This window comes from Nocardia anaemiae NBRC 100462 (genome assembly GCF_001612725.1).
In the GTDB taxonomy this organism is placed as follows: Bacteria; Actinomycetota; Actinomycetes; order Mycobacteriales; family Mycobacteriaceae; genus Nocardia; species Nocardia anaemiae.
The window spans coordinates 39,358-51,830 of record NZ_BDAZ01000075.1 but is presented as its reverse complement, the minus strand read 5'-3'; the positions used below and the strand labels follow the sequence as shown (position 1 = coordinate 51,830).

The 12,473-nt window shown below is 65.2% G+C and carries 12 protein-coding genes and 1 pseudogene; 8 read left to right on the top strand and 5 right to left on the bottom strand.

From position 1 onward, the window contains the following. A pseudogene (locus NA5_RS41530) lies at window positions 1-392 on the top strand (zf-HC2 domain-containing protein); the annotation flags it as partial. Window positions 393-440: 48 nt separating this feature from the next. Here NA5_RS41530 and NA5_RS34360 read toward each other — a convergent pair. The 3 genes from NA5_RS34360 to NA5_RS34350 form a co-directional block, all read right to left on the bottom strand. Beyond that, a complete protein-coding gene (locus NA5_RS34360; protein ID WP_062993192.1) occupies window positions 441-1,217 on the bottom strand; it encodes an ABC transporter permease in 777 nt (258 codons plus the stop codon). Further along, entirely contained in the window at window positions 1,214-2,191 is a 978-nt protein-coding gene (locus NA5_RS34355) for an ATP-binding cassette domain-containing protein (protein WP_062993191.1), read from the bottom strand. Before NA5_RS34355 ends, NA5_RS34360 begins: the two co-directional genes overlap by 4 nt. A 154-nt stretch (window positions 2,192-2,345) precedes the next feature. Next, window positions 2,346-2,861 (bottom strand): EXLDI protein, encoded by a 516-nt coding sequence (locus tag NA5_RS34350; protein ID WP_040697293.1) that lies wholly within the window; start codon window positions 2,859-2,861, stop codon window positions 2,346-2,348. Between the two features lie 196 nt (window positions 2,862-3,057). On the opposite strand from NA5_RS34350, the gene NA5_RS34345 reads away from it, so the two are divergent. The 6 genes from NA5_RS34345 (at window position 3,058) to NA5_RS34325 (ending at window position 8,160) form a co-directional block, all read left to right on the top strand. Continuing rightward, entirely contained in the window at window positions 3,058-4,737 is a 1,680-nt protein-coding gene (locus tag NA5_RS34345; RefSeq protein ID WP_062993190.1) for a thiamine pyrophosphate-binding protein, read from the top strand. Then, window positions 4,734-5,393: an SRPBCC family protein gene (locus NA5_RS34340; protein WP_062993189.1), complete on the top strand. Its 660-nt coding sequence runs from the start codon at window positions 4,734-4,736 to the stop codon at window positions 5,391-5,393. The genes NA5_RS34345 and NA5_RS34340 overlap by 4 nt, the downstream gene beginning before the upstream one ends. 9 nt (window positions 5,394-5,402) lie before the next feature. After that, on the top strand, window positions 5,403-6,446 hold the full coding sequence (locus NA5_RS34335; RefSeq protein ID WP_174555307.1) for a 3-oxoacyl-ACP synthase III family protein: 1,044 nt from the start codon (window positions 5,403-5,405) through the stop codon (window positions 6,444-6,446). Beyond that, window positions 6,443-7,477, top strand: coding sequence for an aminotransferase class I/II-fold pyridoxal phosphate-dependent enzyme (locus NA5_RS34330; protein WP_062993188.1), 1,035 nt, complete (start codon window positions 6,443-6,445; stop codon window positions 7,475-7,477). The genes NA5_RS34335 and NA5_RS34330 overlap by 4 nt, the downstream gene beginning before the upstream one ends. 92 nt (window positions 7,478-7,569) lie before the next feature. Beyond that, on the top strand, window positions 7,570-7,725 hold the full coding sequence (locus tag NA5_RS40925) for a hypothetical protein (protein WP_218020222.1): 156 nt from the start codon (window positions 7,570-7,572) through the stop codon (window positions 7,723-7,725). 54 nt (window positions 7,726-7,779) lie between these two features. Further along, window positions 7,780-8,160, top strand: a complete 381-nt coding sequence (locus NA5_RS34325) for a cupin domain-containing protein (RefSeq protein WP_062993187.1) — start codon at window positions 7,780-7,782, stop codon at window positions 8,158-8,160. A 34-nt stretch (window positions 8,161-8,194) separates the two neighbouring features. Here the strand turns inward: NA5_RS34325 and NA5_RS34320 are convergent, their stop codons facing one another. Continuing rightward, window positions 8,195-8,602, bottom strand: a complete 408-nt coding sequence (locus tag NA5_RS34320) for an SdpI family protein (RefSeq protein ID WP_062993186.1) — start codon at window positions 8,600-8,602, stop codon at window positions 8,195-8,197. 128 nt (window positions 8,603-8,730) lie between these two features. Here NA5_RS34320 and leuS point away from each other — a divergent pair, with 128 nt between their 5' ends. Next, entirely contained in the window at window positions 8,731-11,580 is a 2,850-nt protein-coding gene (leuS, locus tag NA5_RS34315; RefSeq protein WP_062993185.1) for a leucine--tRNA ligase, read from the top strand. Between the two features lie 25 nt (window positions 11,581-11,605). Here leuS and NA5_RS34310 read toward each other — a convergent pair whose 3' ends face one another. Further along, the gene (locus tag NA5_RS34310; RefSeq protein WP_062993184.1) at window positions 11,606-12,301 is read right to left on the bottom strand and encodes an SDR family oxidoreductase; all 696 of its coding nucleotides are present in this window, start codon (window positions 12,299-12,301) and stop codon (window positions 11,606-11,608) included. Window positions 12,302-12,473: the final 172 nt, after the last annotated feature.

The window sequence follows — 12,473 nt, the reverse complement described above, 5'->3', positions numbered from 1 at the left end:
CGGCCGCCGCGGCGGTGGCCATCGCGGTTCCGGTGGTCACCGCGGTCACCGCGGCGGATAAGCCGAGCTCGGAACCTGTTGTGGCCGAACGCAGTATGGATCCGATCACACCGAATCCGGTGACGGCCAGCTTCAAGGTGGTGCGGGCCGATGGCAAGACCCGCATCGTGATGACCTGCAGCTATGGACCCAGCGACCAGAAGTACGACTGGGATCTCGACCTGTACGTCATCGGCACCGATGGCAGTCAGGCCAAACTCGACCGGTGGCCCGCCGGGCCCGGCACCGAGCTGACGATCGACCGGACCATCAATAAGACGCCGGATCAGATCCAGGCGGTGCAGATCCGGAAGGCGTCGACGGGCGAGACGCTGCTGTCCGGCACGATCTGACATGCTTCGATCCCCCGCCGAACTCGGCGGGGGATCGCTTTCGGCGGTTCAGCGCTGGGCTTGCTTGCGGAAGACCGAGGTCGACCAGAAGTAGCCGAGCAGGCCGAGGCCGAGGCACCAGGCGATGGAGATGATGCCGTTATTGCCGATCTCCGTGCCCATGAGCAGGCCGCGGATGGTTTCGGTGAGCGGGGTGAACGGCTGGTATTCGGCGAACTGACGCATCACGACCGGCATGGTGTCGGTGCCGACCAGGCCGCTGCCGAGGAACGGCAGCATGATCAGCGGGAAGGGCATATTGCTCGCGCTCTCCGGACTCGACGCGACCAGTCCCATGCCGACCGCCAGCCAGGTGAGTGCGAAAACGAGCATGGCGAGCAGCCCGAATGCCGCGATCCACTCAATGACATTCGCCGAGGGCCGGAAACCGACCAGCACGGCGACACCGATCATGGCGGCGATGCCGAGCAGGGCCTGGATCAGTGCGCCGACCACATGTCCGGCGAGTATCGCGGACTGCGAAATCGCCATGGTGCGAAAACGATTCACAATGCCCCTGGTGGTGTCGGTGCAGACCGAGACCGCCACACCCGCGGTCATATACGCCGGGATCATCAACAGCATGCCGGGGGTCAGGTAGTCGATGTAGTTACCGCCGGACGACTTCTCCAGTGCGCCACCGAAAACGAAGTTGAAGGTGAGCAGCAGGATGATCGGCATGAGGATGATGCTGAAGGTCATGCTCGGATACCGCTTCGCATGAAGCAGGCTGCGTCGCAACATCGTTTTCGAGTCGGCGAGCGCGTAGGTCATCGTACTGCTCATCGCACGGTCTCCTTTTCGGCGGTGGGATGTCCGGTGAGGGTGAGGAATACGTCGTCGAGGGTGGGGGTGTGCACCGAAAGTCCGGCCACCTCGATCTGCTCGTAGTCGAGCCGGTCGAGCACCGCGCGCAGCGATTTGACGCCGCCGTCGCTGGGCACCGCGAGGGTGAACTCCTCCTCGGCCGCGTCATCGACGACGCGCGCGTCCGGTCCCAATGCTGTTGCCGCGGCGGCTAGTCCGAGCTGATCGGTGAATTCCAGGCGGATATGTCCACCGGGTATCCGCCGCTTCAATTCGGCTGCCGTGCCCTCGGCGACGATCCGGCCGTGATCGAGCACCGCGATCCGGTCGGCCAGTTGATCGGCCTCCTCGAGGTACTGGGTGGTGAGGAAGACGGTCACGCTGTAGTCGTCGACCAGCGTGCGGATCATTTCCCAGATCGTGCGCCTGCTGCGCGGATCCAGGCCGGTGGTCGGTTCGTCCAGGAAGATGATGCGCGGATCGCCGACCAGCGTCATGGCCAGATCCAGCCGCCGCACCATGCCGCCGGAGTAGGTGGCCGCGGTCTTGTCACCGGCCTCGACCAGGTCGAAGCGCTCCAGCAGCTCGGCAGCCAGGCGCTTGCTCTCGCGGCGCGGCAGATGATGCAGATCGCCCATCAGGACCAGGTTTTCGCGGCCGGTCAGCAATTCGTCGACCGCGGAGAACTGGCCGGTGACACCGATCGCGGTGCGCACGGCATCGGGTTCGGTGACCAGATCATGGCCGTCGACGCGGACCGTACCCGCATCGGGGCGCAGCAGCGTGGTGAGGATCTGCACAGTGGTGGTCTTGCCAGCACCGTTCGGGCCGAGCAGGGAGTAGATCGTGCCCTCCTGGACCGTGATATCGATGCCGTCGAGCACCACCTGCTCACCGAACGATTTACGCAGGCCCTGCGCCGATATGGCGGGTGCGCGATGACCGTTGATCATGGTCTTCCTTTCGAGAATTTCATAAATAAATGCGAATGACGGCATGTTTCAGCCGCACCGCGCCCGGAGTCCGGTGCGGCGTAGAGCTGGTATTCGGTGGTGTCGAGTTCGACTGTTCTTACCCGCCCCGTCGGCTCCGCCGACTGCCATCCCCCTAGATGTCGAGTTCCTCGACCGGCGGACGGTCGGCGATCTGGGCCACCCGCTCGTAGAGCTTGTCCGGAATCTTTCCCTTCAATTCGCCGAGTGAATCGACGATCTCGAAAATGAAGTCGCCCCAGTCCTGATCACCGACGCCGAGCATGCGACGCCAGTTCGTCAGGTCCTTGACCCAATTGGTGCTCTGCGGGTATTCGTCCCAGTTCGAGTACTGGGCGTGCATGACGAATTTGCCCTTCCGACTGCGATACACCCGGACGTGTTCCATGCGCTCTTCATTCACGTCGCGATGCTCGCCGAGCAGGGCACCGGAGAAACGGACCTGGCGCACGCCGTTGTGGCCGACCCGTAGCACTACCTCGTCGTAGCCCTCCAGCCTGCCCTCTTCCAGCTCGATGAACCGCCGCAGTGCGGTAGTCACCGCCCCCGAAAGGTTGCCGCCGACCAGCTCCTGCGCACGCTGGAACAGTGGCAGATCGTCATCGGCAACGTAGATCGTCTTGTTGGGCATGAACCCACTATACGTAGATGTATACGTACACGCAAGCTGTGGCTGCTCACAAGAATCTCCCCGACCGCCTCGTGCCCGGAGTACATCTTGCGCGAGGGATTGAACCGCTCCGCAGTCCAACTCGTAGTTCACGTGTACGCGATGTGTGACCGTGCCCGCGCTTCGGCGCACGTCGGTCACTGCGAGAGGAGTGCCGATGCCGAGCAGGGTCGTAGATTATCTGGTTCGAGCGGTTTCAACCCTGGGGGTGCGGCACATCTTCGGTGTCGACGGCGCGAATATCGAGGATCTATACGACGCGCTCTTCGACGCGCCCGACGACGTCGCGGGAATAGTTGCCAAGCACGAGTTTTCGGCCGCGACCATGGCCGACGGCTACGCCCGCTCGACCGGCGGACTCGGTGTCGTCGCCGCAACCTCCGGCGGTGGCGCGATGAATCTCGTTGCCGGACTTGCCGAATCATTCGCATCACGGGTGCCGGTATTGGCGCTGGTCGGGCAGCCGCCGACCGCCCTGGAGGGCAACGGCGCATTCCAGGACTCCAGCGGGCTCGCCGGTACCATCGACGCCGCCCGGATGTTCGGCGCGATCACCCAATACTGCGCACGGGTGGACAGCGTTGCCGAACTGCCGGACAAGTTGTCCAGGGCAGTCGACGCCGCCCGCCGCGGCGGCCCCGCGGTGCTATTGCTGCCGAAGGACGTACAGCAGAGCGATATCGGCGATATACCGCCGTTCCGGTCGTCCCCGCCGACGCACCGGCGCGATGAAAACGGCCTGGCTAGAGTGCGCGCGGCGCTGACCGCGGCACGCACGCTCGGCAAGATCGTGATCATCGTGGGTGACCAGGTCGCGCGCGATGACGCCCGCGCCGAACTCGCTCGGCTGGCACGCACATTGGACGCGTCGGTTGGCGTCGCACCGGATGCGAAGGACACCTACGACAATGCCGACCCGGCGTACTGCGGTGTCGCCGGGAGTATGGGGCATCCGGAATTGTCGGCGGCACTGCGCGCGGCCACCCTGTGCCTGATCGTCGGCACACCGATGCCGATCACCGCGCGCACCGGGTTGGACGAACTGCTGGCCGGGTGCACCGTCGCGCATATCGGTGTCGCCGCGCCGTATCTGTCCGCGATCCACGCCACCAGTACCGATCTCGCGCGGGATCTGGCCGAACTCGCGGATGAATTCACCGAGGGTGTCGAAGAGTCGAGCCATCCGTATCCTCCGCACGCTCCGACACCTTTGCGGGTGCCCGAGTCGACCGGTCCCGGGCTGCGCTATCGCGAACTGGTCGAGACGATCGAGGCGTTATTGCCCGAAGGCACGGATGTTTTCGCGGACGCGGGCAATACCGGGGCCGCGGTGGTGCACCATCTGCGGGTGCCGCGCGGCGGTCGATTCGTCGTCGCGCTCGGCATGGGCGGGATGGGCTATGCCTTCGGCGCCGCAATAGGTTCGGCATTCGCACGTCATCGCGGACCGTCCGGAATCAGACGCACTGTCGTCATCGCAGGTGACGGTGCGTTCTACATGCACGGCATGGAATTGCACACCGCGATCGAACATCAGCTGCCGGTCATCTTCATCGTCCTCAACAACAACGCGCACGCCATGTGCGTCACCCGCGAACAGCTCTATTACCGAGACCGATACAGCTTCAACCGGTTTCGGCCCACAAACCTGGGCGCGGGCATCGATGCCATGTTCCCTGAACTGTCCGCCTACTCCGTCCGTACTACCGCAGAGCTGGCCATCGCATTGGGGCGATGCGTCGAATCCGAAGGGCCGACGTTCATTTCGATCGACGTCGACCCGGACGAAGTTCCACCCTTCATCCCCTTCCTCGCGACATTGGAGAAGAAGCCGTGACAACAAGCGCCCTCCCCGCCCTCAGCGACATTCCGGAAGACGTAGTCCCCGGTGTGCTGCGGATCGAGAACTCAGATAAGGACGCAACCACGCCGATCATCATGGACATGCTGCGGTCGGTGTATCCGCACGACCAGATCTTCGGCGAATTCTGTCCGGTGCAGGCGTATATCGCCGCGCCGCCGGATGAGGTGTGGGAATACCTGGCCGATACCCGCAGCCTGGAGGAATGGACCTATAGCCTGCGCGGCTTCGTCGAGACCGAGGAACCGGGTCTGTGGCTGGCCTGGGACCGGCTCGGTCCGGAGACCAAGATCTTCACCCGCACCGTCGCGCACCGCGAGGCCAGGACCGTCGACTACCACTGCGCCTGGGATCAGAGTCAGCACCTGTGGATGGTCTATCTGCTGCGGGTGATCGATGCCCAGGTGGTGTTCAACAAGCCGGGCTCGGTGGTGCTGTGGGTGAACTGCCGTCACCCGTTCTACGACGAAAATCCCTATCCCGAAACGGCTCCGGAAAAGCGGCCGGTGTGGGTGGGCGACTTCTGGGAGATGTTCTCCGCCGGGCACCAGCTGGAGATGGACAACCTCAAGGCGATCTGCGAATACCGTGCGGCAAACGGTCTTCCGATCAAGCCCGACTGGATGAAGTGAGGCCGCATCATGAACTTCTTCAATCCGGAAGGCCCTGGACTGCCGACGGTCAGCCTGGTCGATGTGGCGAGCTATCTGCCGGGTGAGCCGGTCGGCACCGAATACTTCACCCAGTACAGCCGATCCGACCGAATGGCCAAGAACGTCATGTTCCGCTCGCCCAAGGCACGCCACCATGTGGCCAGGGACGAGACCGCGGTGGATATGGTCGAGCGCGCGGTCGCACCGCTGATCGAACGCCATGGCGCACAAGCGATTACGGATATCGATGTGCTGATCACGCACACCCAGCTGCCGGACAATCCGGTAATGGGTTGCGGACCCGAGGTGGCCCGCCGCCTCGGGATGAAGCCGCGCTTCGCCTACGACGTGCACAATGGCGGCTGCGCGGCCTTCGTGCACATGATGGCCATGGCCAGGATGATCCTGCAGACCACCGACGCCCGCACCGCGCTCATCGCGGCCACCCAGAATTGCGCGGGCCCGGTATTCACCCAGACCGAGATCCGCAAGCTCGCCCAGGCCCCGGTGCCCGGTGACGGCTGCGGTGTCGGACTGCTCGTCAAGGACGATTCCGCGCCGATCCTGGATATCGAATGCCGCACCTACCCCGAATTCGCCGGGGATATGGAGTTCTCGACCAATGGCGAGCGCAAGTATTGGGAGCCGGGCGAGGGCCAGGGCTGCGTCAGCTTCACCGAATCGAAGATCACCAAGGTGTTCGCCCGCGGCAATCGGCTGGTGCCGGAGGTGGCATTGGCGGTGTGCGATCGGATCGGGGTAAAGGGCCGCGATATCGACACCTTCGTCACCAATCAGCCGAACCGGCTGTTCCTGCGCAACTGGCACGATGCGTTGGAGCTGCCGCCGGAGCGGCATCCGGACACCTTCGACCAGTGCGGAAATCTGTTCGCCGCGGGCATTCCGGTCACACTCGATACCGAGAATCGGGCGGGTCGGCTGCGCAACGGCTCGGTGGTGCTGTTGTCGGCATTCGCGCACGCCGGTGATTTCGCCGGTGCCGCGGCCGTGCGCTGGGGTGCGGCGAGATGAGCGTGCGGGTGGCCGATGAATCTCGGCCCTCGCAACAGCACCGAAGTCGGCACGCGCAGGCCCGGTTCGACCTCAGCCTGAGCGAAAATCCGTTTCCGCCATTGCCATCGGTGCTCGTGGCGGTGAACGACGTACTGGCGCAGGCCAATCGCTATCCGGAATTCCTGCCGCGGCGGCTGCCGAGGTTGATCGCGGGGCACGTCGGGGTGCATTCGGATCAGGTGGTCGTCGGTTCCGGTGCGACCGGGGTGGCCATGCAGATCATCCAGGCATTGACCAAGCCTGGGGACGGAATCGTCTACGGCGCACCGACCTTCGACGGCTATCCGATCATGGCGGAGATGGCCGATCTCGACGTCGTCCCGGTGCCCCTCGATGCCGCGGGCAACCAGGATCTGCGGGCGATGACGAAGGCCATCGACAGGCGGACCGGACTGGTGGTGGTCTGCCGTCCGCACAATCCGACCGGCACCGTGATCCCGGCCAGTGAGCTGAAGGCATTCCTGTGCTCGGTGCCGCGCCGGGTGCCGGTCATCCTGGATGAGGCATATGCCGAATTCCTCGGCCCCACCGATCGGGTCGACACTCTGACGCTGCTGAATCGACATCCGAATCTGCTTGTCCTGCGCACCTTTTCGAAGGCCTATGGACTCGCGGGTCTGCGCATCGGCTACACCTTCGGGCGCAGCGAATTGATCGAACGCGTGCACAGGCTGCAGCTGCCGTTCGGGGTGAGTTCGGCGGCGGTGGCCGCGGTCGCCGCGTCCTACGCCGCGGAACCCGAATTGGCCGCGCGCATCCTGCGGATCACCACCGCACGCGAGACCCTGCGCAGTGCGTTGCTACGCCGACACATCGCCGTGCCGCGCAGCTACGCCAACTTTCTCTACCTGCCGGGCCCCGGCGTAGCAACGGCGCTGCGCCGGGCAGGCATCGCGGCCAAGGCGTACCCCGACGGCAGCGCGCGCATCGCCGTCGGGGACACCGAAGCGGACAACGCGGTACTGAAGGCACTGGAGTCACTGCGCTAGGTGGTGCTGGAGCGGCGGCGTTCGCGGAACCTAGGCGGTTTCCGCTGCGCCACCGCCTCAGCCCATGGGGCCGGGCTGGCAGCATGCAGGTTATGGCGATGACCTTGCCGCCCGATGACGATGACGACCGCATCGACCGAGAAAGCGCACGCACCGGCAGCTCCGAGCATGCGAATCAGGAGGTGTTCGAGGAGATGCCGGCCCGCACTATCGAACGGCACGCCGAATTGCTGAAACGGCTCGAGTGATCCGATACCCGCCGGTCCACGAACTTCCCTTACGCGCAGTGGTTCGATGGGGTGATGTGGTGGCGGGAGTTGGAGGTGAATGCGGCACCGGCGCGTGGGACGGCGAGTCGGGTGTTGTTTCGGTTCACGCTCGGTCGGCGTGAGGTTGTCGGTCGTCAGACTGTCATCGAGCCGGGTGGGACCAGTGGGTGGCATTACCACGATGGCACGCTGGTCGTTCTTGTCGCGCGTGGCACCCTCGACCATCCTGGCTCGGATTGTGTTCCGGTCATCTACCGGCGCGGGCGAATCTTCCGGGAACCCAGCGGGCCGTTCTATCCCCATGTGGCGCGCAATCTCGGGACAACACCGGTGACGTTGTTCGTGCTGTACCTGAACCCGGTGGGTAGCCCGCTATCGCGCCACGTGGACCCACCTGCGTGCGCCGATCAGTAGCGCCAACCGAGTTGCCCGCCCTCGCGGCAGAGAACTAGTTGGTCGGAGCGCAGGCGTCGCGCAATGAGCACGCACCGCAGGAGGAACCGCAGCCGCCGATCTCTTGCGCGGGTACCAACGACTCGACCGCGCGAGCCGCGGCATTCGCGCCCGCGCCGAGGGTGAACAGCGCCACCGTCGCTGTGACTACCGCCACGATGAGTGCCGGGAAGCCGCCTGCGGCCAGGGCGACGAGGCCGCCCGCGAAGAGCAGTGCGCCCGCGGCCACGGAGGTGGGGGCGGCGACGCGGTTGGCGATGCGGAAGGTTTGCGCGTCGTGCAGTGCCGCCTCGGTGTGCACCCCGACGAAGCGGTTGCGTGGCAGCCGCCCGGTCAGTCCGAGCACGCCGGTTGCGATGGCGACCATGGCCAGCACGAACAGGACGAGAGCGACGACGAACACTCGAAAAGGCTAGCGCACCGCCGCCACGTCGGATCCAGCCCGGCCCGATTTTCGGTGCATGAGCCCGGACGTTCTACCCTGATAGGCACATCTTTGACGGGGATCGGCGAGAACAAGAAGGCAGGACCGTGGCGGACACTCGTGCAACCGAAAGCGATGTACCGGAGCACAGGTACAACGCTGGCCTCGCCGGCCGCATCGAGCGCCGGTGGCAGCGGACCTGGGACGAGCGCGGGACCTTCCACGCGCCGAACCCGGTAGGCCCGCTCGCGGGTGCGACCCCGGCGGACAAGCTGTTCGTGCAGGACATGTTCCCGTACCCGTCCGGCGCGGGTCTGCACGTCGGGCATCCGCTCGGCTACATAGCCACCGACGTGTTCGCGCGCTATCACCGGATGCACGGCCGCAATGTGCTGCACGCGCTGGGCTATGACGCATTCGGCCTGCCCGCCGAACAGTACGCGGTGCAGACCGGTGCGCATCCGCGCCAGACCACCGAATCGAATATCGCCACCATGCAGCGTCAGCTGGACCGGTTGGGCCTCGGCCACGACCGTCGACGCTCGTTCGCGACCACCGATCCGGAGTTCTACAAGTGGACGCAGTGGATCTTCCTGCGCATTTACAACGCTTGGTACGACCAGGATTTGGACCGCGCCCGCCCGATCGAGGAACTGCGGGCACAGTTCGATTCGGGTGAGCGCCCGACGCCCGACGGCCGCGACTGGCAGGATCTGAGCGCCGCCGAACGCGCCGAGGTGCTGGACTCCTATCGCCTGGTGTACCAAACGGATTCGGTGGTCAACTGGTGTCCGGGTCTGGGCACCGTGCTGTCCAATGAAGAGGTCACCGCCGACGGCCGCAGTGAGCGCGGCAACTTCCCGGTATTCCGGAAGCGGCTGTGGCAGTGGATGATGCGCATCACCGCCTACTCCGACCGACTGGTCGACGATCTGGATCGTCTGGATTGGCCGGAGAACGTCAAGGCCATGCAGCGCAACTGGATCGGACGATCCCGTGGCGCGCAGGTGAAATTCGACGCCGACGGTCAGCAGATCGAGGTCTTCACCACCCGGCCGGACACCCTGTTTGGTTCCACGTACGTGGTGCTGGCGCCCGAGCACGAGCTGGTCGACCGGCTGACCGCGGAGGTCTGGCCCGCGGGCGTCGATCCGCGCTGGACCTTCGAGGACGCCGGTGACCCTCGGGAAGCCGTTGCGGCATACCGCAAGGCCATCGCGACCAAATCGGATCTGGAGCGGCAGGAGAACAAGGAGAAGTCCGGTGTTTTCCTGGGTTCCTATGCGACCAATCCGGTGAACGGCGCGCAGGTGCCCATCTTCATCGCCGACTACGTGCTGGCCGGTTACGGCACCGGCGCGATCATGGCGGTGCCGGGACACGATCAGCGCGACTGGGAATTCGCCACGGTCTTCGGCCTGCCGATCGTGGAAGTCATTTCCGGCGGGGACGTTTCGACCGGTGCCTACTCCGGTGACGGCACGCTGGTGAACTCCGATTACCTGAACGGCCTGTCCGTCGATGAGGCCAAGGCCACGGTGATCGCCCGGCTGGAGGCCGATGGCCACGGCAAGGGCACCGTCCAGTACAAACTGCGCGACTGGCTGTTCGCCCGTCAGCGTTACTGGGGTGAGCCGTTCCCGATCGTCTACGACGAGGACGGCGCACCGCACGCACTGCCGGAATCCGTGCTGCCGGTCGAACTTCCGGAGCTGGACGATTTCGCGCCGGTCACCTTCGATCCGAACGACGCCGACTCCGAACCGTCCCCGCCGCTGGCCAAGGCCACCGATTGGGTGAATGTAGAACTGGATCTGGGCGACGGACCCAAGCTGTACCGCCGCGATACCAATGTCATGCCCAACTGGGCGGGCAGCTCCTGGTACCAGCTGCGCTACGCCGACCCGACGAATTCGGATGCCTTCTGCGCCAAGGAGAACGAGCAGTACTGGCTGGGCCCGCGCACCGCGGAGCACGGCCCGAACGATCCGGGCGGCGTCGACCTGTACGTCGGCGGTGTCGAACACGCGGTGCTGCACCTGCTGTACTCGCGTTTCTGGCAGAAGGTGCTGTTCGATCTGGGTGAGGTGAGCGGTTGCGAGCCGTACCGCCGCCTGTTCAACCAGGGCTACATCCAGGCGCACGCCTACACCGACGTGCGCGGTGCGTATCTGCCCGCCGCCGAGATCATCGAGCGCGACGGCAAGCACTACTTCCCCGATCCGACGACCGGCATCGAGATCGAGGCGTTCCAGGAGTACGGCAAGATCGGGAAGTCGCTGAAGAACGCCATCTCGCCGGACGAGATGTGCGATATGTACGGCGCCGACACCTTCCGCTTCTACGAGATGTCGATGGGTCCGCTGGATACCTCCCGGCCGTGGGCGACCAAGGATGTCGTCGGTGCGCACCGGTTCCTGCAGCGAGTGTGGCGACTGGTCGTCGACGAGGAGTCCGGCGCGATCCGGGTCACCGACGCGGCGCCCTCGAAGCAGACGCTGCGCCTGCTGCACAAGACGATCGCCGGTGTGGACGACGATTACGCCGCACTGCGCGATAACACCGCGGGCGCCAAGCTGATCGAGCTGACCAACCATCTGACCAAGAGCTACCCCGGCGGTGCACCGCGCGAGGTGGTGGAGCCGGTGGTGCTGATGCTGGCGCCGATGGCACCGCATATCGCCGAGGAACTGTGGGAACGGCTGGGGCACAAGCAATCCCTGGCGCACGGTCCGTTCCCGGCGGCGGATCCGGCCCTGCTGGTCGATGAGTCGGTGGAGTACCCGATTCAGGTGAACGGCAAGGTGCGCAGCCGAATTCAGGTGCCCGCCGACGCCGATAACGCGACCATCGAGGCGACCGCGCTGGCCGATGAGAAGATCGCGGCCGTGCTCGGCGGGAATGCGCCGCGCAAGCTGATCGTGGTGCCGGGGCGCCTCGTCAATATCGTCGCATGAGTCCGGAGCTCAACGGGCACCGAATTCAGTAGGGCCGCAGCACGATCTCGGTCGGATGGCCGTCGCGCGGGGTGTCGATAGCGGCACGCACAGTCCCCGCGACGGTCTCCGGGCTCAGGAATTCCTCCGCGCGATATTCGCGCCCCTCTCCCGCGATTATCTCCCGCTGCATATCGGTATCAATGCGACCGGGATGGATGGAGGTCACCCGCAGCGTCGGCTCCTCCAGGCGCAGCGCGTCACCGAATGCGCGCAAACCGAACTTGCTCGCCGCATAGGAGGCCCAGCCCGCATTGGCCCGCAATCCGGCGCCCGAATTGATCAGCACCACATGACCGTTGGCCGCACGCAGCGCGGGCAGCAGCAGTCTGGTCAGCTCGGCGACCGCGATCACATTGGCTTCCAAGGTATTTTGCCACTGCTGCACCGAGGACTCGGCAATCGAACCGAGGTCGGCGATACCGGCGTTGTGTACCAACACATCCAGACGCTGAATCGACGAAACCGCTTCCGCCACTGCGGAATAGTCGGTCAACTCGACCGGCCATCCAGTGGCGCCTGGCAGTTCGCCTAATATCGCGCGCAGCGCCTCGGCCGAGCGGGCGCCGAGCAACAGATCGTGGGTCGGTGCGAGTTCGCGAGCGATCGCGGCGCCGAGCCCACGGCTGGCGCCGGTGATCAGCGCGGTCGGCTTCGGTGTGCTGGTCACGGCGGAGGTCATGGAGTCACCGTATCGGCCACCGAAACGGGTGGTAGCAATACCCGCGCGCGCGGCGATGGATGCATAAAGCGAATAAATGGAATTCACGGACGGGGCATGCAGAGTGAGATCCGGCGCACAACAGCTGGCCACCAGGGCGCACCAGGACGAGACACGAGTCACTGAGCGGGCG